Source organism: Emergencia sp. 1XD21-10 (genome assembly GCF_009936045.1).
In the GTDB taxonomy this organism is placed as follows: Bacteria; Bacillota; Clostridia; order Peptostreptococcales; family Anaerovoracaceae; genus Senimuribacter; species Senimuribacter intestinalis.
Map to the genome: position 1 here is coordinate 104,643 of NZ_QWEQ01000002.1, position 23,286 is coordinate 127,928.

At 44.1% G+C, this 23,286-nt stretch carries 19 protein-coding genes; 2 read left to right on the plus strand and 17 right to left on the minus strand.

Annotated features, from left to right (window positions below; translation table 11 throughout):
• Nucleotides 1-4 precede the first annotated feature (4 nt).
• Together D1151_RS00685 and D1151_RS00690 are read right to left on the minus strand one after the other, a co-directional pair.
• Complete coding sequence (locus D1151_RS00685; protein WP_160202850.1) at nucleotides 5-526, minus strand: nitroreductase; 522 nt, start codon at nucleotides 524-526, stop codon at nucleotides 5-7.
• A gap of 448 nt (nucleotides 527-974) precedes the next feature.
• The gene (locus tag D1151_RS00690) at nucleotides 975-1,886 is read right to left on the minus strand and encodes a LysR family transcriptional regulator (RefSeq protein ID WP_160202851.1); all 912 of its coding nucleotides are present in this window, start codon (nucleotides 1,884-1,886) and stop codon (nucleotides 975-977) included.
• A 139-nt stretch (nucleotides 1,887-2,025) separates the two neighbouring features.
• Here D1151_RS00690 and D1151_RS00695 point away from each other — a divergent pair, with 139 nt between their 5' ends.
• Complete coding sequence (locus D1151_RS00695) at nucleotides 2,026-3,204, plus strand: M20 family metallopeptidase (RefSeq protein WP_161907582.1); 1,179 nt, start codon at nucleotides 2,026-2,028, stop codon at nucleotides 3,202-3,204.
• 34 nt (nucleotides 3,205-3,238) lie between these two features.
• A complete protein-coding gene (locus D1151_RS00700) occupies nucleotides 3,239-4,408 on the plus strand; it encodes a hypothetical protein (RefSeq protein WP_160202853.1) in 1,170 nt (389 codons plus the stop codon).
• A 124-nt stretch (nucleotides 4,409-4,532) separates the two neighbouring features.
• On the opposite strand, the gene gap is transcribed toward D1151_RS00700, so the two are convergent.
• From gap to D1151_RS00775, 15 genes are all read right to left on the minus strand, one after another.
• Complete coding sequence (gap, locus tag D1151_RS00705; RefSeq protein ID WP_160202854.1) at nucleotides 4,533-5,549, minus strand: type I glyceraldehyde-3-phosphate dehydrogenase; 1,017 nt, start codon at nucleotides 5,547-5,549, stop codon at nucleotides 4,533-4,535.
• Nucleotides 5,550-5,672: 123 nt separating this feature from the next.
• Complete coding sequence (locus D1151_RS00710) at nucleotides 5,673-7,097, minus strand: amidohydrolase family protein (RefSeq protein WP_160202855.1); 1,425 nt, start codon at nucleotides 7,095-7,097, stop codon at nucleotides 5,673-5,675.
• Nucleotides 7,098-7,137: 40 nt separating this feature from the next.
• Nucleotides 7,138-8,760 carry an ABC transporter substrate-binding protein gene (locus tag D1151_RS00715; RefSeq protein WP_161907583.1) on the minus strand — a complete coding sequence of 541 codons (1,623 nt, stop codon included), beginning with the start codon at nucleotides 8,758-8,760 and terminating at the stop codon, nucleotides 7,138-7,140.
• A 66-nt stretch (nucleotides 8,761-8,826) separates the two neighbouring features.
• Nucleotides 8,827-10,281: an amidohydrolase family protein gene (locus tag D1151_RS00720; protein WP_160202857.1), complete on the minus strand. Its 1,455-nt coding sequence runs from the start codon at nucleotides 10,279-10,281 to the stop codon at nucleotides 8,827-8,829.
• A 16-nt stretch (nucleotides 10,282-10,297) separates the two neighbouring features.
• Entirely contained in the window at nucleotides 10,298-11,728 is a 1,431-nt protein-coding gene (locus D1151_RS00725; RefSeq protein WP_160202858.1) for an amidohydrolase family protein, read from the minus strand.
• Nucleotides 11,729-11,753: 25 nt separating this feature from the next.
• Complete coding sequence (locus D1151_RS00730) at nucleotides 11,754-13,211, minus strand: amidohydrolase family protein (RefSeq protein ID WP_160202859.1); 1,458 nt, start codon at nucleotides 13,209-13,211, stop codon at nucleotides 11,754-11,756.
• A 24-nt stretch (nucleotides 13,212-13,235) separates the two neighbouring features.
• Nucleotides 13,236-14,204: an ABC transporter ATP-binding protein gene (locus tag D1151_RS00735; protein ID WP_160202860.1), complete on the minus strand. Its 969-nt coding sequence runs from the start codon at nucleotides 14,202-14,204 to the stop codon at nucleotides 13,236-13,238.
• Entirely contained in the window at nucleotides 14,204-15,196 is a 993-nt protein-coding gene (locus tag D1151_RS00740; RefSeq protein ID WP_160202861.1) for an ABC transporter ATP-binding protein, read from the minus strand. The genes D1151_RS00735 and D1151_RS00740 overlap by 1 nt, the downstream gene beginning before the upstream one ends.
• 19 nt (nucleotides 15,197-15,215) lie before the next feature.
• Nucleotides 15,216-16,055: an ABC transporter permease gene (locus D1151_RS00745; RefSeq protein ID WP_160202862.1), complete on the minus strand. Its 840-nt coding sequence runs from the start codon at nucleotides 16,053-16,055 to the stop codon at nucleotides 15,216-15,218.
• Between the two features lie 19 nt (nucleotides 16,056-16,074).
• On the minus strand, nucleotides 16,075-17,013 hold the full coding sequence (locus D1151_RS00750; RefSeq protein WP_160202863.1) for an ABC transporter permease: 939 nt from the start codon (nucleotides 17,011-17,013) through the stop codon (nucleotides 16,075-16,077).
• A gap of 279 nt (nucleotides 17,014-17,292) precedes the next feature.
• Complete coding sequence (locus tag D1151_RS00755) at nucleotides 17,293-18,675, minus strand: sigma-54-dependent Fis family transcriptional regulator (protein WP_161907584.1); 1,383 nt, start codon at nucleotides 18,673-18,675, stop codon at nucleotides 17,293-17,295.
• Between the two features lie 72 nt (nucleotides 18,676-18,747).
• Nucleotides 18,748-20,151 carry a dihydropyrimidinase gene (gene hydA / locus D1151_RS00760; RefSeq protein WP_160202865.1) on the minus strand — a complete coding sequence of 468 codons (1,404 nt, stop codon included), beginning with the start codon at nucleotides 20,149-20,151 and terminating at the stop codon, nucleotides 18,748-18,750.
• A gap of 23 nt (nucleotides 20,152-20,174) precedes the next feature.
• Nucleotides 20,175-20,909 (minus strand): aspartate/glutamate racemase family protein, encoded by a 735-nt coding sequence (locus tag D1151_RS00765; RefSeq protein ID WP_243151100.1) that lies wholly within the window; start codon nucleotides 20,907-20,909, stop codon nucleotides 20,175-20,177.
• Nucleotides 20,906-22,099, minus strand: a complete 1,194-nt coding sequence (locus tag D1151_RS00770; RefSeq protein WP_160202866.1) for a M20 family metallo-hydrolase — start codon at nucleotides 22,097-22,099, stop codon at nucleotides 20,906-20,908. The genes D1151_RS00765 and D1151_RS00770 overlap by 4 nt, the downstream gene beginning before the upstream one ends.
• Complete coding sequence (locus tag D1151_RS00775) at nucleotides 22,096-23,277, minus strand: pyridoxal phosphate-dependent aminotransferase (RefSeq protein WP_160202867.1); 1,182 nt, start codon at nucleotides 23,275-23,277, stop codon at nucleotides 22,096-22,098. The genes D1151_RS00770 and D1151_RS00775 overlap by 4 nt, the downstream gene beginning before the upstream one ends.
• Between the last annotated feature and the right edge of the window lie 9 nt (nucleotides 23,278-23,286).

Here is a 23,286-nt window from a genome sequence, read left to right on the forward strand (position 1 = left end):
TCATTTAGTCGATATAATACGCCCAGTTCTCTTTTCTTTCTGAAGCCTTCGGATATTCTCCATCGACATAACCCAGCACGCAGTGGCCGATTCCCTCATAGTCACCTTCAATGCCCAGAGATTCAAGAATTTCCTGTCCCTCCGTACGTTCAAATTCTTCCTTTGCTCTGTGAATCCAGCAACTTCCGATTCCAAGGGAATGAGCAGCCAGCATCAGATTTCCCATGACCAGACTGCCGTTATATACGTGAGTCGGAATCTTCTTGTCCGCTAAGACAATCAGTACCACTGGCGCACCGTAAAACGGGTCGCTGTCTGATCCCATAATCTCAGCGTTGAGTTTAGACAGTCTGTCACGAACTTCCTTGTTGGTTACTGCAATAATAATCGGATCCTGATAGTTCATTCCTGTTGCCGCAAAAGTACCGGCTTCAATAATCTGCTCAATGATTTCCTTTGGCACCATGTCCGGCTTAAATTTACGGATGCTTCTTCTCGTTTTCATCGCTTCAATAATCTGATTCACTATTTTCTCCCTCCTGTATTTTTGTTCACTCTTCTATTTTAATTGTACTGAAATTTCAAGTTATCGTCAATACGCCAACTTGAAAAGAATCTTTCGGTATTCTTGCGTTCTTTATGTCAAAAACGCCAACTTGAAAATTTTATTTTAGTATTCTTGCGTTCCACTTCTTAAATTCGCCAACTCGAGAAGTAAAATTCGTCAAAACGGCGCATGACGCCAACTTGATCCTGTTTTAAAGCTGAAAGCAGCGTGAAACAGCGCTGCCTGATGGTCAGAAACGGCTTTAAAGCCTTTCGCAGCGCAAGAATCTTTAAAAAACACCTTGAGTTTGGCGTTTTTTAAGGGGCGAACGCAGAAATTTGGAAAAAAATCGGTGATGTTGGCGCGTTGGAACACCAGCACCAGGTCAGCAGCGGAATGTTGGCGCGCTGGTGCTGTGCTCCGCAGCCTACATGCTGCCTGCCTTTTCCTTATTAAACCGCTCTATGACATAATTCTTAAAGGCTGTGTATGCCCCGGAAGGTCTCCAGCTTTTTTTCCATGCCAGAAAGGTCAGTATCTCCTGGGGCGGTTCGATAGGAAGTGCTGCAAGCATCTCATTTTCGTAGCTCTTTGCAACCGTATCGGTGATAAGCAAAATACCGGTTCCCGCCTGCACCATATCCAGCATGATGTCCGTTTCTGCTGTATTCATAAAGGCAACATTAAAGTCAACCCCATATCGCCGGTACATCTCCTTCATCTCATTGAAAAAATGAGAATCACTTTCTCCTGTCAAAAGCGGCACCCTGGAAAGATTTTCAACTTGCATATTCTCCTCCCTGGCCAGAGGATTTGCTCTGCTGATTAAAACATTGAGCCTTTCAGTACGTAGAACCTCATAGCGAATGCCCGGGCGATTTGCGTTTTCAATGCGGGCTTTGATAATCACAAAATCCAGCCGCCCTGCTTCCAGCATTTCGTACGCCTCATAGTTTTCCACCACCTTGATACTGCCGATGACATTTTGTCTCTCAATAAAAAAGTCATTGATAATCGGAACCAGTCCAGCCGCTTTATAAAACGGAAATACACCGATGCGAATGGTGGTTTTATTATCCGCGGTACTCTGCCCGAAAGCTGCCAGAAGCTTATTTACAGAGCCGATTACCTCCTTTGCATAGGCGCAAAATTTCTCCCCTTCCGCACTGAGCACTACGCTGTGTGTATCTCTTTTAAAAAGCTTTACCGAGAGTTCTTCCTCCAGCGCATGAATCTGCTGACTGATGGCCGGCTGGCTGACAAACAGCGCCTCCGCCGCCTTTGAAAAGCTGCGCTGCTTTGCCACTTCCAGCACATAATAAATCTGCCTTATCTCCATAACCTTTTCCTCTTTTCGACTTTTGCCGCACGGTTATAACTGTATCTTATAACCGTATTGTATCTAATTATTTCCCTTTTTGCAATAGCCACAGTAAAATAATTTCAGAAAATTTTTTCAAGGAAAAGAGGTAAACAACATGCATCCAATCTTAGAAGAAGCAATGTCTATGAAGGAGGAAACCATTGCAGTCAGAAGGCAGATTCACGAAAACGCCGAACTGGGCTTCGACCTGCCGAAAACGCGCAAACTGGTAACAGATACCCTTTCTGCCATAGGCTGCACGCCAAAACCTTTGGGCGAAGGAATCACCTGCACCATTGGAAGCGGCGCGCCGGTCATACTCCTGCGGGCAGACATGGATGCCCTGCCGCAGACGGAAGATACAAACCTTCCCTTTGCCAGTCAAAACGGGGCCTGCCATTCCTGCGGTCATGACGCCCATACTGCTATGCTGCTGACTGCCGCGAAGATTTTAAAAGCTCATGAAAGCCAGCTTGCTGGCACGGTCAAACTGATGTTTCAGGCAGGAGAAGAAACCCTGCTGGGTTCTCAGAAAATGATTGACGCAGGGATTTTGGAAAATCCAAAGGTTGACGCGGCTATGGGACTGCACATGAACTTCGGTCCCTGTGGAAACTATGACCTTCACCCGGGCACGCTTGCTTACAGCGCCCATCAGATGATGCCGTCAGCTGACGAATTCAGAATTACAGTCAAAGGCCGCTCTGCTCACGGCAGCAGCGCTTTTCAGGGCATTTCCGCAGTCAGCGCCGCATCCGCAATCATGACGGCTCTGCAGCAGCTCCTTGCACTGGAGCTTCCATCAGACGAACAGGCCATTCTTTCCATCGGCAGTCTGCATAGCGGAAACGCATCTAATGTAATCCCTGATGAAGCTGTGATTATGGGAAATTTCAGAGCCTACAATCCCCAGTACCGGGATTTGCTGAAAACCCGGGTTTCTGAAATCGCAGGCGGCATTGCAAAAGCCTGGCGCGCCGAAGCAGTGACAGAATACATCGCAGGTGTAGCGCCAAACATCAATGACCCGGAAATGGCAGAAGAAATGGCTGGCTATGCAGCCCAGGTCATGGATAAAGTGGAAGTCATCCCGCCGGTTAAAGGCTCGGAAGACTTTGCAAATCTCTGCAGTCACGTACCGACCTTCTTTGCCAATGTGTGCGGAGGAAGTCCGGAAGACGGGTACGCCTACTCCATGCACAATCCAAAAGCCACACTGGACGAAGACGCGCTGCCATACGGCGCAGCAGTCCACGTCATCTGCGCCATGAAATGGCTTGCAAATCACAAGTAAAATTTGTATCATTGAACTTAAGAAAGGAATTATCATGAACGGATTATACGCACTGACAATTGTCATGATTGTCTACGCTCTCGGCGATATGATCGCCACCAAAACAAAAGCAATTATCTCCATGCTGTTCGTCGCTTCCGTGGTCTTTGCCATCGGATTTTGGAACGGCCTTCCCGCAACGATTTTCGCAGACTCCGCCCTACAGGGTTTTGCAAGCGTGACCGTGGGTCTGCTGCTTGTACATATGGGTACTACCATCAAGCTGAAAGATTTGATCAAGGAGTGGAAAACCGTAATTATCGTACTCTGCTCCACTATCGCAATCTGCCTTGGCGTTTACTTGATCGGCGGTATCATCATCGATAAAGCCATGGCTCTAATTGGCGCTCCGATTCTGGGCGGAGGCGTTGTAGCCTTTGTTGTCATGAGTGAAGCACTGAAAAACGCAGGCGAAAACGTTATCGTCTTCGGTTCCCTCGTTCTGGTTGTCCAGGGTGTTGTAGGCTTCCCTCTTGCATCTTTCTTCTGCAAAAAAGAAGCGCTGCGTCTGAAAGGTCAGATTGCATCCGGCGAGCTGATGCTCAACAAACCGCTGGAAGACGGCGCCGCAAAGCCTGCTTTCCGCATTTTCCCGAAAACTCCGGACGATTACAACGGACCGAATTATCTGATTGCAAAGCTTGCCATCGTTGCATGCCTGGCACAGTGGCTGTCCGGCTTAACAGGCGGTAAAGTCAACATGCTGGTTATCTGCCTGGTTTTGGGTGTTATCTTTAAAGAAATCGGCTTCCTGGATGAGGCTTCTCTGACAAAAGCCAACGGCTTTACTTTCGTTATCGGTGCAGTTCTCGTCAACGTATTTGCAAGCCTTGCCAACACTACTCCGGCACTGGTTCTGTCCATGATTAAACCGCTGGCTGTAGTTGTTGTGGTCGGTCTTGCGTGCTGCGCAGTTGTTTCCATCCTCATCGGAAAAATTTTCCATCAGAGTTGGTACATGTCCTGCGCCCTGGGTGTAACTGCCCTCTTCGGCTTCCCGGGAACCCTGATTGTTCCGACTGAAGTCGCAAAAGCAGTAGCTGATAACGATGAAGAGAAAGAAGTGATCTTACAGAATATCCTGCCAAAGATGATCATCGCAGGTATGGTATCCGTATCCATCGTTTCCGTTGTCTTCGCAGGCGTTATGGCAAACTGGGTATAAAAACACCTTAAAATAATGCATAAAAAACTGCGCTTTTGGAAGTTCCTTTCGGATTTTCCGGGGCGCAGCTTTTATCTTTTCTTCATTATATAGAAAATTCACTCCTAAGTCAATCAGCTTACAATCAAAGGAAGCTTCTCAAGTGCTTTAATGTTCTCACCATTTGGGATACATAGCTGGATTCATTATCATACCATGCAGCTATACGAACTTCATAAATCTTAGTGCCGCATCTTCGAGCCAATGTCTGCGTTGCATCAAAGAGAGATCCGTATTTCATACCGATAATATCGCTGGATACCAGTTCTTCCTCAGTATAGCCGAAAAAATCGTTTGCTGCCGCTTTCATCGCCGCATTGATGCCTTCTGCAGAAACAGTTTCCGTATCATCCTTCAAAGTGGCATCCAGAATTGTGAGGGAACCTGAAGGTACCGGAACGCGCTGCGCAGAACCAATCAGTTTTCCGTCCAGTTCAGGAATAACCAAACCAATAGCCTTTGCTGCGCCGGTACTGTTTGGCACGATATTAATTGCGCCTGCTCTTGCACGGCGGAAATCTCCTTTTCTGTGAGGTCCGTCCAGAAGCATCTGATCTCCTGTATAAGCGTGAATCGTAGTCATAAATCCGGTTCGGATTTCACGATAGTCATTGAGCACCTTTGCCATAGGTGCAAGACAGTTAGTCGTACAAGAGGCAGCAGAAATGATATCATCCCCGGCAGTCAGAGTCTGATGATTAATGCCGTATACAATAGTTTTCAAATCATTTCCTGCAGGTGCAGAAATAAGAACCTTCTTTGCTCCTGCCCGCAAATGCGCTTCTGATTTAGCTTTGGAACAAAAAAAACCTGTGCATTCCAAAACAATATCGATACGCATATCCTTCCAGGGCAGATTCTCCGGGTTCTTCTCTGAAAGAATTACGATACGTTTTCCGTCTACCGTAATAGACCTCTCATCGCTGGTTATCATATGTCCACAGCATCCGCCCTGTACACTGTCATATTTCAGCAGATGCGCAAGCATTGCCGGCTCTGTCAAATCGTTAATTGCTGCAACTTCCATCGTTTCATCCTCAAGAATCTGCCTGAATGCCAATCTGCCGATTCTGCCAAATCCATTAATTGCAATTTTTGTCATTTTGGATACCCTCCTCATCTATACTATCTGTTTTCTGTAAATCACATTAATCGTATCTTGTCCGGAATATGGAAATGTCCCCCATTTATACAGGGAGACATTTCCGCATTGAGGTATTATCTATTACAACTTGTCTGTTTCCATAAACTGTGCATTGGTTCCGTGAATCTTAAAAAATTCTTCCGATGCCCTAATTCCTATTTCTTTTGGACACTGTTGTATTTTCTCCAAAGAGGCTTCTTCATCTATGGTTAAAATCCTTTGATCTCTCATAATGATTTTTCCATCGACCACAGATAATGCCACCTCCTGACCTCTTGCACTATACACAAGATTCGGTACAATATTGCGCATAGGATACGTGTACACCGGAAGCATAGACGGAAAGCTAAGATCAATCGCAATAAAATCTGCTCGTTTTCCTGTTTCTAAAGATCCAACAATATCGTCTACACCAATAGCTTTAGCTCCTTCAATTGTAGCCATGCGCAGAGCTTTCCATGCCGGCATTTTTTCCGGATCATGGTATTTCAGCTTATTGAACATGCATATATTTTTCATTTCATGAATAATATTATGACAATTATTTCCGGGTGCCTGGTCTGATCCTAATGCAACATTGCCGCCGGCTTCCTGAAAGACTGTGCTTGGGCATACCAAACCGTCTATAATGCCGATAGAAGCAGGATTAACTACCATAGAAGCGCCGCTTCGTGCTATAATACGAGTTTCCTCATCATTACACTCAGTCAGGTGTACGGCAATTAAAGAACTGTCCAGATATTCCATATCCTGTAAAAACTCCGTCGTTCTTTTTCCATAACGCTTTTCAATCTGATAGGTTTCCCTGTCGCCCTGCTGTACGTGCATATGTATTTTCGTGCCGCGTTCTTTTGCAATCTTTTGTATTTTCATCAGAAGCTCCGGACTGACAAAATCGACGCCCTGAGGGCCGAATAAAATCCTGATTCTGCCGTCGCCTTTACGATGCCATCTGTCAAACAGCTCCAGATTCCGTTTGAGTTCTGCTTCTCCCTGGGCATCATCCATTTCATACAGTTCTCCCGGCTGATATACTCTCCTTTTCGCTGCACGAATAGTCTGCGCAATATTACCTCTTGCACCTATCTTTTCAATGAAACGACATACATTATTCATTTCCGCATCATAATCGCCCAGTGTAGTTGTACCAGCCTTAATTGCCTCTATGATTGCCACTTCACTTCCGGCATCTCGCTCTGTATTGGTTACCGCATTGTCAAATGGCTGTAAGCCATACATCATCCAATTATTGGTATCCTGTGCAAGGCCGCGCATCACATTGCAGGCTGTATGCATGTGCCCGTCAATAAAACCCGGTAAAATGACATGATGGGGCAGATGCAGCACTTCCTCTGCCTGATATATTTCTTCGCAGTTGTTCAAATCCACGAAATCAATAATCTTTCCTCCATCTACAATCATTGCTTTTTCAGCCTGATATCCGACGCCGCCGCCTTTCATTGTGTAAAAGTGCGGCGCTTTTACAATCATATCTACTCTTTTCATGGTGTCCTCTTATCCGCAGCCTGTATCACAGGCATTATCATTATTTTGAAACGTCTAAGAACTTCGGTTCGCCTTCCATAATGGTCGGATGCGCTTTATAGCCTTTCACACGATTATTCAGAACAGACCAGCCGTTTTTGCTGTAAAGCGGTACCCAGATTGCTTCTTCTGCAGCAACTTTCTGTATTTCTTCATAGCATTCCATTCTTCTCGTTTCGTCCGTTGTGCTTCTTGCCTCAGCTAAAAGCTTGTCAACTTCAGGATCACTCCACTTGGAACGATTCGGTGCCGGCATATTTTTACTGTACATGTATTCCTGCAGCATATCCTCTGCGGAATTGATATAGGCACCCATAATCAGCACATCAAAATCATTGTCTCCATCGCCTCCGATTCTATCCCAGAAATCAGCAGTAGAAGTATTTACGATAACGTCAATGCCGATTTTTTTCATCTGTGCCTGGAACAGTTCCGCTGTTTTTGCATCTTCATCAGAATCGCAATAGGAAATCTCCATGGAAAGCTTTTCGCCATCCTTATACCGATATCCATCGCTTTCCAGCTTATAACCGTTGTCCTCAAGAAGCTTTCCTGCTGCCTCTAAATCATACTTGTAATAGTCTTTTCCTTCTTTCCAATTCCATTTGTATCCCTCAGGAAGGCCTGTATACATTGCCTCACAATGTCCACCCATAACTGTATTGATGATTTCGTCTCTATCAATAGCCATGTTGCATGCCTGTCTTACTGCCTTGTCAGGCACTCTCTCCGTCTGGAACATGAGGAATACTGGATAAGGAGGATTATATTCTTCTAAAGTGTAATCGCCTTTTTCAAGCAGTCCATCAAGTTCATTGGCAAATACGCAGCCGTTGCCCAGTACATCTATATTGCCGGCTTCAAATTCCATCTGTCTGGTTCCCGGTTCCGGAACGAATCTTACTTTTATGCCGGAAATATGTGCAGGACCCTGGTTTTCAAAAATAGAAGAGCCCCAGGTATAATCGTCATTTCTTGTCATCTTCAGGTAATCACTTGCTACATATTCCTCCAGTTTAAACGGACCGGTACCGTCAACAACTTCTACGCCGTAAACCTTGTTGTCAGCCTCAGCCTGCTCTATCGCATCCTTATTCATAATAGAAGCAACAGGAACAGTCATGTTTACCAGGAAATTATTATCCGGCTTGCTCATATTTACTACAACAGTCTTTTCATCCGGTGTTTCAATCGTGTCAACGAAGTCCAGATAATAAGAATAGCACGTACCGGACTCTGTCCGCCAGCGCTCCCAGGTCCACCTTACATCTTCTGAAGTCAGTGCTTTACCGCTGTGGAATTTGATTCCGTCTTTCAGATGGAAAGTATAAGTCATACCATCATCGGAAACCTCCCAGCTTTCTGCCAGTGCATCCTTAATTGTCTCACCGTCAAAATCAGTAGTCACTATCGTATCATACATCTGGTTTACATACTGCCAGTCCCCGTAAGAAGAGGTCATCTGCGGATCCATTATGCAGTTGCTTCCCTCAGAGTAAGTACCGACAACCAGTTCTTCAGATTCTGAGCTGCCGCCGTCATCGCCGCCGCATGAAGCCAGGGCAAATACCATGACAAAGATCAGTAAAGTTGCACTAATTCTTTTCCATTTCTGCTTTAACATCTTTCTTTCCTCATTTCGTTATATTTTGAAAAGTGAGTGAATTACACCACCTTTTCAACAAATCAGCTAGTCCTCATATTTTGGAGATACCAGCGGAGACAACTCATCTACGCTGCGTTTAAAACGGTCGTGCTGCGCAGTTCTGCTCCACGAGCCTTCTGATACCTCCTGCAGTTCCAGGGCAAGTTCTCTTTCATCCACACCATCGATTCTGCCGTCGTTTACAACACATTTTCCGCCTACATAAACCCTGTTAACAGAATGTCTTGTAGCACTGTAAACAATATTTTTTACAACGTCACGAACCGGGCTCATTTCAATGTTATCCAACTTGAATACAACAAAATCCGCCTTCGTTCCTTTTTCCAGCCTGCCCAAATCACTGCGTCCCAGTGCTTTGGCGCCGTTGACTGTCGCTGCATTAAAAATATCCCCGGCACTAACCGCAAAAGTTGTTCTGTCAACAATTTTTCCCATCACGGCTGCCATGCGCATTTCCTGAATAAAATCTGACGGGAACGTATCTGTACCAATTGTCATATTGACACCGTATTTCTGATACTTAGCAAAAGACTGCAGCGTATTTCCGCTTCTTGAAATAGCGATTGGACAATGGGCTACTGTAGTTTTACTGTCACCAAGAAGCTTCAAATCACTGTCGCCTGCCATATTAATCGAACTGTGTCCCGTAATATACAAACAATGCGGCACAATCACATCTTCACCCAGCATGCCGGTATCAGCCATCAGCTTAACAGGAGTCTTGCCGTACATGCGGATACTGGTTTCAAATTCAAGCGGGCTTTCCGCTCCATGGATGGTAATCCGTTTATCCATTTTGTCCGCTCTCTTCCTGACTTCTTTCAGCATATCAGGCGTACAGTACATAGTCTGCGTCGGTGCCCAAATTCCGTGTATTCTGCCGTCATAAGTTCCATCGATATCGCGGATCAGCTGTTCTGCTTCTTCAATACGGTCAAATCCCTCTTTTTCATCAAAATCGCAAACTGCAGAATGGCCGTCAGGCGAATACCATATGCTCCTTTCTTCATATCGGTCTCCTGCCCTTACCGGTGCGCCAACATATGCGCGCATACCCATTTCTCCCGCCAGTTCTGCCTCCGTTCTGGAATATCCTCCTCCATAGATCAGCGAAGTCGTACAGCCGCTTTTCAAAATCTCAGCCAAATTGAGTTTCGCCTGTAAAAACGCTCCTCTTTCTCCCAGCGACATAACCAGTGCATAGTCATAGAGCGTACCTTCATAGAAATACGGATTACCTACATCTTCTCTGTAACTCTTTAAGCTGTATACCTCGCAGGGGTGCGTATGGAGGTTTACAAACCCCGGTGTAATTGCTGCATTTCCCAAATCTTCATACGGTGCTCCCTGAGGAATCTGTGTATAGAATCCCTCAACGGTATCACCGTCTACACCCAGATATCCGTTTTCCAATGTTTTATGACATCCCTTATCCCAAACGATAATATACTTGGCTTTATAGTATTTAATTTCACTCATTTTTTCACCTTTCTTATTACAGTTTCTCAAAACTCATTGGATAAAACTCGTCCATCAATTTACCGTCATGCGTCTTTAATTTTTTCCACGCTTCCTCGCCCAAAGCCTGCAGTTCCTCACAGAGGCTTTTCTCATTAATTCCACAGGCCATACCATCCTGAACCACACACTTTCCCTCAACATAAACACGGGATATGGAATGTCTGGTACCGCTGTAGACAATACTCTTAATAATATCTCTGGACGGCGTCATCTCGATTGTACTCAGATCTACAATAGAAAAATCTGCCATAGCACCCTCACAAAGTCTGCCTAAATCCGATCTTCCCAGCGCTTTTGCGCCGTTGATTGTCGCCGCATTAAAGATATCTCTGCCTCTGGTTCTGTAAGTAGTACGTTCCTGAGATTTCGCCATGAACGCAGCAAGACGCATCTCCTGCACCATGTCCGATGGGAATGTATCTGTTCCCATACCAACATTAACACCTGCATCCGAGTATTTCGCAAAAGACTCAAGATTCGTTCCTACTCTGATAAATGGAGTAGGGCTGTGTGCTACATTGCTCTTAGTCCGGCCCAATAAATTCAGATCTCTGTCATCCCGAATAAACACCTGACTGTGTCCGGATATAAATACACAATGTGCCAGTACTACATCCTCACCCAGCATGCCCGTATCATACAATAGCTCCACCGGTGTTTTCCCATAAAGTCTGATACATCCTTCCACTTCTGCAAGATCCTCAGCAACATGAATGGTGATGCCAACACCCAGCCTGTCAGCAGTATTACGAGTTTCCTTCAGCATTGCAGGTGTACAGGTCATGGACTGCGTCGGGCCCATCATAATATGAATTCTGTTATCATAGGCTCCGTCATAATCCTTCACAAGGACTTCTGCTTCCCGAATTCTCTCAAAGCCGCTTTTCTCATTAAAGTCGTAAGTGACTGAATGACCATCAGGTGAATGCCACACACTGTCTGCCTCCATTCGGTCACCTGCCCGAATTCCTGCTCCGACATAGGCACGAAGTCCCATTTGGCCTGCTGTTTCTGCTTCCAGTCCGGAATAAGGCCCTCCATAAATCAAAGACGTCGTGCAGCCGCTTTTGATGAGTTCGACAAGATTTAAAGTTGTCTGAATCTCCGCGCCTCGTTTTCCCAGAGCCGGAAACGGATAATCCATTAATGTCGATTCAAAGAAATTAGGGTTTCCGCAGTCTTCTATGTAACTCTTGATGCTGAATACTTCTGACGGATGCGTATGCAGATTTACAAAACCCGGTATGATTGCCGCATTCCCCAAATCTTCACACTGTGCACCTTCCGGAAGTTCTGACATATAACCGGAAATCCGTTTTCCGTCTACAGCCAGATAACCGTTTTCCAAAATGCGATGACTGTCGTTTTTCCATACAACAATGTACTTAGCTTTAAAAAATTTCATAGTATTTTCACGTTCCTCCTCATTTTTAATCAAGGTTAATCTTAGAAAATGAAAGCGGAGACAATACATCAATTCCGCGATGCCGAATATCCTTTTTTTCAGCTTTTTTCCATCCCGCTTCAGCAAATTCCTGTAATTGACCACACAAAGCTTTTTCGTCAATTCCTTTCACTTTCCCATTTTCTACAATGCGCTGTCCATCTACATACACATGCTGTACTGAATGCCTTGTAGCACTGTATATCAGATTTTTCACCACATCTCGAACGGGGCTCATCTCAATGGAATCTAAACTGATAACTGAAAAATCCGCTTTACAGCCCGGAGCCAGCTTTCCTAAATCCTTTCTCCCCAGTGCGTGTGCCCCGTTAACAGTAGCTGCATAAAAGATATCCTTTGCACTTGCTGCGAAGGTACTTCGTCCCGTTATCTTACCCATAATTGCTGCCATTCGCATTTCCTGAATAAAATCCGACGGAAAAGTATCTGTTCCGATTCCCATATTAACGCCTGCCTGCTGATAACGCTCGAAAGTTTCTAAAGTGTCTCCCTCCCTTGCAAGAACGATTGGACAATGCGCCACTGTTGCACCCGCCTGACCGAGCAGCTGTAAATCCCTTCCTCTCATGTAAATCTGGGAATGCCCTGTAATACAGCAGCAGTGTGCAATAACCAAATCCTCACCAAGCAGTCCTGTTTCGTGCATTACTTCTACCGGGGTTTTCCCTCTATGACGAATGGAAGTTTCAAACTCTATAAAATCTTCACTGCCGTGAATCGTTATGCCAATACCATGTTTGTCCGCTTCTTTGCGTACCTGACGGAGCATTTCCTCTGTACAGGTCATAGTCTGTGTCGGTGCAAGCAAACCTTTAATTCGGCCGCTGCCCGAACCTTCAAGGTTTTTAGCAAAATCCACTGCCTCCCGCAGACGCTGCATACCGCTCGCCTCATCAAAAGAAAATGTAAGGCTGTGACCGTCAGGAGAATCCCATATACTGATTTCCTCTTTTGCGTCTCCTGCCCTGACACCCCATCCTATATAGGCTCGAATTCCTGTCTGTTCTGCTGTTTCTGCCTCTAGTTCGGACTCCGGTCCCCCGAAAATCAGAGATGTGGTACACCCGCTCTTCAAAATCTCGGCTATATTTAATTTTGCCTGTATTTCCGCACACTCCTCACCAAAGGATACCAAACCGGCATAATCATACAAAGTCGAATCATAAAAGTTAGCGTTCCCCTGATCCTCTTTGTAACTTCTGCCCCCATATACCTCCGAAGGGTGACAGTGAAGATTAATAAAGCCCGGGATAATCGCTGAATTTCCCAAATCCTCATAAGGGGTACCTTCTGCAAGTTTTCTATGAAAATCTACAATCTCATTTCCCCTTATCTCCAGATAACCGTCTTCCAACTGACGATGCTGTTTTCCATCCCAAATAATGATATATTTGGCTTTTAAAAAAACACTTTCTTTGTTCAAGCACACCACCTCCTGCAATATGTTCTAAACGAAATGACATGCAGCCAGATGACCATCTTCAATTTCCTTCAGTACAGGTTCCTGCGTTTTGCAAATTTCCTTTGCATTGGCGCATCTGGTGCAAAATCTGCAGCCTACCGGCGGATCGACAGGACTCGGCGTATCTCCCTCCAAAAGAATTCTCTCCTTCTTCACCGTAGGATCCGGAATCGGTATTGCAGAAAGCAATGCCTGTGTATACGGATGTGCGGGATTCTTATACAAATCATCTCTTTTCGCGATTTCCATAACCTTCCCCAAATACATCACGATAATCCGGTCGCAAATATATTCCACCACTGATAAATCATGGGAAATAAATAACATTGTCAGCCCAAAATCTTCTTTCAATTGCAACAGAAGATTGAGAATCTGCGAACGAACCGAAACATCCAGTGCGGAAACCGGTTCATCGCAAATCATAAATTTCGGATCAGCTGCCAGAACGCGGGCAATTCCGATACGCTGTCTCTGACCGCCCGAAAACTCATGTGGATAGCGATCAGCAAATCCTTTTTCCAGCCCGACAATCTCCAGCAGTTCTTCTACTCTCTGTCTTCTTTCTTTTCGGGTTCCCCTTTTCTGTATTTCCATAGGTTCTGCTATAGTTTCAGCAATACGCATTCTTGGGCTTAAAGAGGAGTAGGGATCTTGAAATACAATCTGCAAATCACTGCGCATCTTACGAAGTTCCTTTTTTTTCATTCCCATCAGCTCTTTGCCTTCAAAAACAATACTGCCGGAGGTCGGCTGCGTCAGACCTAAGATTGACCGGCTGATAGTGGTCTTTCCGCATCCGCTTTCACCCACCAGTCCCAGCACTTCTCCTTTATAAACATCAAACGAAACGCCGTCAACAGCTTTTACAAAGGATGTTGGTTTGCCAATCAGCTTATCATCAATCGCAAACCACTTTTTTATATCCCTGATAGATAACAGTATTTCTTTTTCCATTATGCTTCACCTGCCTTTTTTTCTGCAATATGCAGCCAGCATCTGATCTTCCTGCCATTATCGATTTCGAAAAGCTCAGGTTCCTTTTCACTGCAAATATCCATAGCATATTCGCATCGCGGACAGAACCTGCATCCTGTTTTTATTTTATTGGCACCGCTTTTAAAAGGTATCATATACAATTTCTCATGATTTCCTATTTTTGGAATGGACTTCATCAAACCTTTCGTATAAGGATGCAGCGGTTTTTCAAACAGACTTTCCACGGTCGCCTCTTCGACAACTCGGCCCGCATACATTACCACTACATATTTTGCAACTTCCGCTATTACGCCCAAATCATGTGTAATCATCATAATAGACATTTCTCTTTCGGACTGCAGTTTGCGAATTAAATCTAAAATCTGTGCCTGTATTGTTACGTCCAGTGCAGTAGTCGGTTCATCTGCAATGAGAAGCTGCGGATTACACGACAGTGCCATAGCAATCATCGCCCGCTGCAGCATACCTCCTGACATCTGATGCGGATATTCCTTTACCCTCTTTTCCGGAAAAGAAATTCCCACTTCACGAAGCAGGTCAATTGCCATTTGTTCAGCTTCTTTCCTGGACTTTTTTTGATGCAGTACAATCGCTTCTTCAATCTGCGAACCGATCGTATACAGTGGATTAAATGAAGTCATCGGCTCCTGAAAAATTACAGAAATCTGATTGCCTCTGATTTTCATCATTTCTTCTTCAGTTTTATCCAAAAGGTTTTCGCCTTTAAAAATGATTTCTCCTCCCGTAATTTTTCCCGGAGGATATGGAATCAGCTGCATAATGGACATAGCAGACACACTTTTGCCGCTGCCCGATTCACCTACAATTCCAAGGACCTCACCTTTTTTTATTCTAAATGTAACATCCTGAACAGCATGATTTTCATCTTTACCGTTATAGAAAGTGACAGAAAGGTGATTCACTTCAATTAAGTTATCATTTTTACTCATCTCTGACTCCTTTTCTTTTCTACATACGAGGGTCCAGGACATCGCGCAGCCCATCACCCAGCAAGTTAAATCCGGTTACTGTGATAAAGATGAAGATAACCGGAAATCCCGATATATGCGGTGAAGAGCTGATATAGTCCTTGCCGGCACTAATCAATGCGCCCCATTCTGGAATTGGAGGCGTAGCCCCGATTCCCAGAAAGCTCAAAGTAGAAATAGACATTATAATCCACGCCATTTCCAGCATCGAATAGACCACAATTGTAGGAATGCAGTTCGGGAGAATATGCTTTGCCAGAATTCTCAAATCTGAACCGCCTGCAGAGATGGAGGCTTCAATATAAGGCATCTCTTTCAGAGACAGAACCAGTCCGCGTATCAGTCTGGCATAGGCCGGCATAGATCCCAGACCTACAGCAATCGTTACATTACCCAGACCCTGTCCTAATGTGGCAACGATAGCGATTGCAAGAAGCATTCCCGGAAATGCCATAAGGATGTCCATAAACCGCATCAATGGATTATCGAGATGCTTATAAAATCCGGAAATCAATCCAAGAGGAACACCTACCAGAACAGCTACTGCCAGAGACATCAAACTATATGGAATCGTTATTCTGGCTCCGTACAGCATCCGGCTCAACAGACATCTTCCCAGTTCGTCAGTCCCAAAAGGATACCCTTCCATCGGTCCCTTCAGAGCCATTGAACCATCCGTTAAGTATGGATCATTCGGTGCAAGCACCGGTGCCAAAACAGCAATTGAAATCATAATTAATAAAATAACGGCGCCTATGGTTACACTTTTATTGTGAAAACACTTTCGCAGCATCATCCATTTCGGACTGTTATTTAACATTTCCAAATTATTCACCACCTTAATATTTGATTCTCGGATCAACAGCACTGTAGGTCAAATCCACAATCAGATTTACGACCAGAAACATAATCGCAAAGAGCAGAATGCTTGCCTGAATGACCGGATAATCATTTCCAATAATTGCAGTAATAGAGTATCTGCCAAGTCCCGGCCATGCAAAAATACTTTCAATTACCACAGAGCCGCTGAGCATATAGCCTGTTTGCGTCCCGATGACTGTAATCAAAGGAAGAGATGCATTTTTAAGTGCGTGCTTGATTACAATAGATTTATAACGCAGTCCTTTCGCCTTAGCTGTTCTGATATAATCCTGCCGCATAACCTCCAGCATTTCCGAACGTGTCAATCTGGATATAGAAGCCATCTGCGGCAGCCCCAGCATCAGCGCCGGTAAAAAGGCGTGCATCATGCCATCCAGACTGAAAAAAGAATTACCCATTCCGGAGAACGGAAACAGTCCCATCTGCAGACAGAAGATTTTCATCAGCATAAGTCCAAGCCAGAATTGTGGAATGGATACACCCGCTAATGTCAGTCCCATACAGGCTTTATCGATCCATGTATTCTGTTTCAAAGCTGCGATAATACCGAGGGGAATTGCCGCTGCAACAGACCAGATTCTGGCAAATACAATTAAATATATTGTGTTTACCAGCGCAGACATAAGGTCCTTACTAATTTCGGTCTTTCTCAAGAAGGATCGTCCAAAATCACCGTGAAGCACATTTGTAAAGTAATCAACAAACTGCTCCCATAACGGTTTATTTAAACCGAGCTGCTCCCTGATCGCCTCTATATCTTCTACGCGCGCAGAACTTCCTGCAAGTTTCACAGCAGGATCTCCCGGAGTGAATTGTACAATTAAAAATGTAACAATTATTACGCCCAAAATAATAATCGGCAATTGAATCAGACGCTTGACTAAATATTTCTTCATCTTCTCTCCTTCTTTCTCATCTTTACTCGTCTTTTTCGTTTCATTCTTAAACTCTTTTCTCATATATTTTGCAATGACCGTGCCAAAATGATACTTCCGCTAATTTCAATATTCATGACGATTTATTCAAAAATTTTCTTATATATTTTTACATTTTGAGTAAAAATATTTTTATTCTTTACCGTATTTGTCTGATAATTCTCTTATTTGACAAATAAAAAACCGTAAGCTGCAATCAAAGTGCTGCAATCTTACGGTTTTCGAAACTTTAATTTTCCTCTATTTTTTCTTTTGCTTCAGTCCATATTTCAATAGTTTATAATTTAAAGCCTGTTTTGAAATTTTCAGCTTATTGGCCGCTAAAGAAATATTCTTAGTTGAGTCAATAGCCCGGACAATCAGACGTTTTTCATATTCCTCGACCCTTTCTGTTAAACTCAGGCTGTCCTCATAATTCATCATGATGGACTTTTCATCTTCATAATGCGTTGTCAAATAAAGCGGTAAGTTTTCCATTTTGATTTCACGGGAGCTAAGTACATTAAAAGCTCCCTCAACCACATTTTTCAGTTCCCGCACATTGCCCGGCCAAGGATACTGACAAAACAGTTCCATTACATCATCACTTACTCCAATCACCTCCTTATTCATCTTTCTGTTATTCTGATTGATAAAGTAATTGGTCATAATCGGAATATCAGCAAGACGGTTTCGAAGTGTGGGAATTTCTATCAGTACTGTACTGAGCCGATAAAACAAGTCCTGTCGTAAAAGCCCTGCTTTAATACAATCCATAGGATTTTTATTTACAGCACTGATAATTTTAACATCAAACGGAATCATCTTATCGTCTCCGATACGTCTTACGCGTTTCTCCTCAATCGCTTTTAAAATTTTGGCCTGCATACTGACTTCCATTGAGTTAACTTCGTCAAAAAACAATGTGCCGCCGTCCGCAAGTTCAAAAAGACCGGCTTTATCCTCCGCTCCGGTAAAACTGCCTTTTACCGTACCAAACAAAATACCCTCCAGCAAATTCGACGGGATTGCAGCACAATTCTGCGAAATAAAGCGATGCGCACACCTCACCCCGGAAGTATGAATACTCTGTGCAATCATCTCTTTTCCAGTACCGGTTTCTCCATAGATCATCACAGCGGAATCTGTATTGGCAATCATAGGAATCTGCTTCTTTATTTCATTTACCTTCTGCGAGGCAGTAACTATATCATCAAGATGATACAGAACATCCGATTGCTTTTCCATTTTTGGCAGGTTAATGTATCGACGCTGAATATTCTTGTCACGACCATCGTCAATACTCCTGGAAAAATCAATAGCGCCTACAATCTTGCCGCCCTGCATAATGGGCAGCGTACTGCAGATGTTTGTAACGCAATCTCCATGTCCTGTAGTCAGGTGCTCCACCCTGTCATAGATGGGCTGCCCTGTCTTCAGCACCTGCATAATTGTACTGTCCTCCTCGGCTAAGTCCGGATGAATTTCCAAAATCGTTTTTCCTACAATCTGCTCCATCTGCAGGCTGTACACGTCTGTTCTGAAATTAGTGTAATATTTGATAACGCCTTTTTCATCCGTAACCATAATTCCGTCGAAATAGTTGTAAATATTTAATATCTTTTCGATATTCAAGTCTGACATGCCGGACACCTCGTCTCAAAATGTTATTTTCATTCTATCATAAAAACAGATAATACGAAATCACATTTTAAACTAAATACCTGTATAGCATCCGGCATACATTTTTGCAGGAATAAAATGTCCCATTCCGTACTCTCCGACAAATTTTCCATTCTCCACTGCAATCCTGCCGCGAAGCAGCACAGTTTCTACCTTGCCGATCTGCTTTCTTCCTTCATAAAGATTGTAATCCACCCCATTAGGATTGTCTGCCAGATGTACCTCACCTGTCCATGCCGGGTCAAATATAACAATATCTGCATCAGATCCAACCTCCAAAGTCCCTTTTTGCGGAAAAATTCCGTTAATCTTTGCCGGTCCGGTGGCTATCAGTTCCACAAATTTTTGTCTCGATATTTTTCCGGTTTCTACACCATAAGTCCAAATCATAGAGAAACGATCTCCTGCTCCCGGTGAACCGTTTGGAATCTGTGTAAAGTCTTCTCTGCCGGCTTGTTTCAACTCTGCTACATCAATACCGCAGTGATCCGAAGAAATACCGGTGAGCAGACCACTGTTCAAAGCTTCCCATAGCGCATCGATATCTTCCTGATCGCGAAGCGCCGGTGAGCAGACATACTTTGCAGCCTCATTAAAATCAGGATTCTCAAGTGCCTCTTTTGTAGTAGTCAGATAGTGTGTACAGGTTTCACCGTTAATATTGATTCCTTTTCCCTTTGCTTCCACAATTTCATCCAGCGCTTCACGACAGGTTACATGTGCGATATATAAAGGGGTTCCCACTTTTCCTGCTAAATAAGCCGCCCTGCGTACACCCTCCGCTTCAGTAAACGGCGGTCTTGAAACGTAGTGATACTTCGGTGTCAACTGTCCTTTTTTTACACATTCATTTCTCAAAAAGTCCAGAATTTCACCATTTTCAGCATGAACAAAGACAGTTGCACCTACCTTCTTTGCCTTTTCCAAAATACGATAATAAGATCCATCATCAACATGAAGAGGTGAACCATTGTAAGCCATAAAGATTTTGATATTGGAAATTCCTCTCTCCGGGAATTCATCAATTTCATCAAAAATGCTGTCCATAAGATAAGTCACCATTGCATGAAGGGAAAAATCCACGCAGGCCTTATTTTTTGCGCGGACATTAATCCGATAGTCGATAGAATCAAGCAGCCCTGTGTCCGGATCCTGTGGAGCAAAATCTATAATCGTGGTTGTACCTCCCACGATAGCCGAATCCGTTGTCTCATAACCTGCTGTGTCTCTGTCGCCTACATTGCAAAGCGCAGAAAAATGCGTGTGCTGGTCTACTCCTCCGGGCATTACCAGCTTATCTTTTGCATCAATAATCTTATCTGCGCTCGTATTAAGATTTTGACCTATGGCGATTATTTTTTCATCTTCAATCAAAACCTCACCGATGAATTCATTTCTGTCTGTAACAATTGTACCGTTTTTAATCAAAGTTCTCATATGCTCATGTCCTTTCAATGTTCTTATAAATCCACAATCCCATTAAATCCTTTAATTTCTTTTACCTCCGGCGCTTTCCATGTATTTGCTTTACTGGTCTTTACGTTCATTTTGACCAGTGCCTCCGCCAGTTTTACTGCAGGCATCACTCCATCCAGCACAGGCACACCCAATTCCTCGCGCAGCCTGTCGACAAAATCCACAAAGCCGGCGCATCCTAAAAGAATACACTCTGCGCCATCTTCCTCAACTGCTCTTCTGCCTTGCTCTGCTAAAGCCTTAAGGCCTTTCTCAGGATTTTTTCCGAATTCCAATACAGAAAGCCCTGTGGTTCTGATAGACCTGCAAAAGCTTTCAGCGCCATAAGCCTTAACAACATCCTCTGTTACCTTCCGTGAACGATCCAGTACAGACACCACACTAAAATACGGAGCAATAAACTTCGCTGTAGTAATTGCAGACTCACATATCCCCAGGACAGGTTTTTCTGTCACTTCTCTGGCTGCAGCAAGACCCGGATCACCAAAGCAGGCAATAATAAATGCATCTGCATTTTCTTCTTTATCTCCTTTTATTACTTCCTGAATTACTCCGGGAACCGCCAGATACTCATCAACATAACACTCGATGCTGTCAGGCCCTGTTAATGGGCTTACTGCCGTGATTTCCGTGTCTGCATCCGCATATCTTACTGCCATATTGTAAATACTGTCCGTCATTGACTGTGTTGTATTGGGATTAATTAATTTAATCTTCATTCAAATGCCCCCCTATCTATTTTCTGTAATGTTCTCAAAAGAACCTCAGCACCATCTCTGATATGATCCGGATCTGAGTATTCGTCAAATCGGTGACTGATTCCGTTTCTGCTCGGAATAAAAATCAGTGCAGAAGGTACCAGAAAACTCATATTAATCAGATCATGACCTGCGCCGCTATACATTCTCATAGACGAATAATCGAGCTCCTCTGCAGCTTTCTCAACAATTTCGCAGAGCTGCGGACTGCAAACGGTTTCCGGTTGTTTAATAAACTCTTCTACTGATAGTCCTTTATCCTTCCACCTTGCCAGAAGCTGCTTGATGACATCATACATCCGGTTCATCGACTTGTCGCGGAGCTCGATGATAAACTGTGTCTCACCCGGAATCACATTGACAGCGCCGGGAGTTACACTCATAGTACCTACTGTACACACCATGGTATTTCCGGTTTCCCGCACGCTGTCCATTAAGTCGGTAATAATCCGGCAGGTCTTTTCCATAGCATCATTTCTAAGTCTCATAGGTGTGCTCCCGGCATGATTCGCATCACCCCTTACTGTGGCCTTATAACGCAGAATACCAAAAATACCTTCGGCAATTCCAATGGTTTTTCCCTCAGACTCCAGGATTCCACCCTGCTCAATATGATATTCCAAATAAACCAAATAATCATTCTTATTACGTTTGCAGCTGGCAAAATCCTCCCTGGAAATATGCCGCTCCGCCATCGGCTTTATCATGGATTCCTCTAAAGGTGCTCCGGCAAATGCTTTGCTGCCAAAAGTTCCGCCAACCACATTTCCCTCTTCTTCATTAAATGCTATTATTTCTATCGGATGATCGTTCTTCCATCCTTCTTCCCTTAGAACCCGTACCGCCTCAACAGCGCCCAGAACACCTAAAGCTCCATCGTAAATACCTCCATTTGGCACAGTATCAATATGTGAGCCCATGGCAATCTTCTGTTTGCACCTGCCTGTTGAGGAAGGAAGAACTCCGGTCAGATTTCCCACAGCATCAATACAGGTCATCAGTCCTGCCTCTTCCATTTTTTTTCTGACAAAATCCCTTCCCTCATAGAAATTTTTACTGTAGGCCATGCGATTTGCACCTTTTCCCGGTACAAATCCAATACTGCCCAGTTTTTTCAAATCTTCCATTAAACGTTCTATCCTGACGCTCATTGGTTTTCACCCGCCTCTGCAAGTTCATTGAGAAATATTTCCAATGCATCCATTCCTTTTGTAATCTGTTCCATAGATGTAGCAAACGAAATACGAATATATCCTTCTCCATAATTTCCAAAAGCATCACCCGGAACAACAACAACCTGCTTATCTTCCAGCAGTTTTTCTGCGAATTCACTGCTGGAAAGGCCCGTATCTTTAATTGACACAAACGCATAAAATGTTCCTTTGGATGGTTCATAATGAACCATCGGCATAGTCGAAAGACGTCCGGCTAAATAGTCTCTGCGCTCTTTATAGCACTTTACCATATAGTTCAGATGCTCGCGGCTTCCTGTAAGGGCTTCCACAGCAGCGTACTGGCTCGGCATCGCAACACAGGCACTGATGTTCTCCTGCAGCTTGGTGATATTCGCAATAATCTCTGCAGGACCTGCCGCATATCCCACACGAAATCCCGTCATCGCAAAAGTCTTTGAAAAACTATCAATCACAAGGGTGCGGTTTTGCATTCCGGGAAGAGCGGCAATACTGGTAAACTTTACGTCATCAAAAACAATGTGCTTATACACCTCGTCACTGATGACCAGAAGATCGTGCGTTACGGCTAAAGCAGCCAGTTCTTCCAAAACGGATTTTTCAAGTACTGTACCCGTTGGATTGCAAGGTGAATTAATAATAACTGCTTTTGTTTTTTCGCTAATCGCTGCTTTGACCGCCTCTATATCAAGGGAAAATCCATTTTCCATATCTGCACAGACACTGACAGGAACGCCGCCGCACATGAGAATCTGCTGTAAATAGTTAGTCCAGCAGGGTTCTATTACAATGACTTCGTCTCCCGGATTCAGGATAACCTTCAGCCCCTGATATAATGCCGCCATAGCGCCGGGTGTCATGGTAATTTCACTGACCGGATTGTAATCCAAACCCAGCTCTGCTTTTAAATATGCGCTGACTGCTTTACGGAGCGGCAGAATTCCTGCATTCTCTGAATACTTGCTTTTTCCTTCCTGCATAGCCCTGCAGCCGGCAGCAACAATGTTTTCCGATGCCGTAAAGTCCGGCTCGCCGATAGTAAAACTAATGGGATTTTCATACTCCAATGCTTTATTAAACATTTTTCTGATTTTGGAATATTGGATTGACTTAGTATTATCTGATATCATGTTCATAAGCTATAT

Excerpts from the sequence above, each read along its gene's own strand:
- D1151_RS00690 (WP_160202851.1), bottom strand. The coding sequence starts at position 1,886 with ATGGAGATAAGGCAGATTTATTATGTGCTGGAAGTGGCAAAGCAGCGC.
- D1151_RS00695 (WP_161907582.1), top strand. The coding sequence starts at position 2,026 with ATGCATCCAATCTTAGAAGAAGCAATGTCTATGAAGGAGGAAACCATT.
- D1151_RS00700 (WP_160202853.1), top strand. The coding sequence starts at position 3,239 with ATGAACGGATTATACGCACTGACAATTGTCATGATTGTCTACGCTCTC.
- gap (WP_160202854.1), bottom strand. The coding sequence starts at position 5,549 with ATGACAAAAATTGCAATTAATGGATTTGGCAGAATCGGCAGATTGGCA.
- D1151_RS00710 (WP_160202855.1), bottom strand. The coding sequence starts at position 7,097 with ATGAAAAGAGTAGATATGATTGTAAAAGCGCCGCACTTTTACACAATG.
- D1151_RS00715 (WP_161907583.1), bottom strand. The coding sequence starts at position 8,760 with ATGTTAAAGCAGAAATGGAAAAGAATTAGTGCAACTTTACTGATCTTT.
- D1151_RS00720 (WP_160202857.1), bottom strand. The coding sequence starts at position 10,281 with ATGAGTGAAATTAAATACTATAAAGCCAAGTATATTATCGTTTGGGAT.
- D1151_RS00725 (WP_160202858.1), bottom strand. The coding sequence starts at position 11,728 with ATGAAATTTTTTAAAGCTAAGTACATTGTTGTATGGAAAAACGACAGT.
- D1151_RS00735 (WP_160202860.1), bottom strand. The coding sequence starts at position 14,204 with ATGGAAAAAGAAATACTGTTATCTATCAGGGATATAAAAAAGTGGTTT.
- D1151_RS00740 (WP_160202861.1), bottom strand. The coding sequence starts at position 15,196 with ATGAGTAAAAATGATAACTTAATTGAAGTGAATCACCTTTCTGTCACT.
- D1151_RS00745 (WP_160202862.1), bottom strand. The coding sequence starts at position 16,055 with ATGTTAAATAACAGTCCGAAATGGATGATGCTGCGAAAGTGTTTTCAC.
- D1151_RS00750 (WP_160202863.1), bottom strand. The coding sequence starts at position 17,013 with ATGAAGAAATATTTAGTCAAGCGTCTGATTCAATTGCCGATTATTATT.
- D1151_RS00755 (WP_161907584.1), bottom strand. The coding sequence starts at position 18,675 with ATGTCAGACTTGAATATCGAAAAGATATTAAATATTTACAACTATTTC.
- hydA (WP_160202865.1), bottom strand. The coding sequence starts at position 20,151 with ATGAGAACTTTGATTAAAAACGGTACAATTGTTACAGACAGAAATGAA.
- D1151_RS00765 (WP_243151100.1), bottom strand. The coding sequence starts at position 20,909 with ATGAAGATTAAATTAATTAATCCCAATACAACACAGTCAATGACGGAC.
- D1151_RS00770 (WP_160202866.1), bottom strand. The coding sequence starts at position 22,099 with ATGAGCGTCAGGATAGAACGTTTAATGGAAGATTTGAAAAAACTGGGC.
- D1151_RS00775 (WP_160202867.1), bottom strand. The coding sequence starts at position 23,277 with ATGAACATGATATCAGATAATACTAAGTCAATCCAATATTCCAAAATC.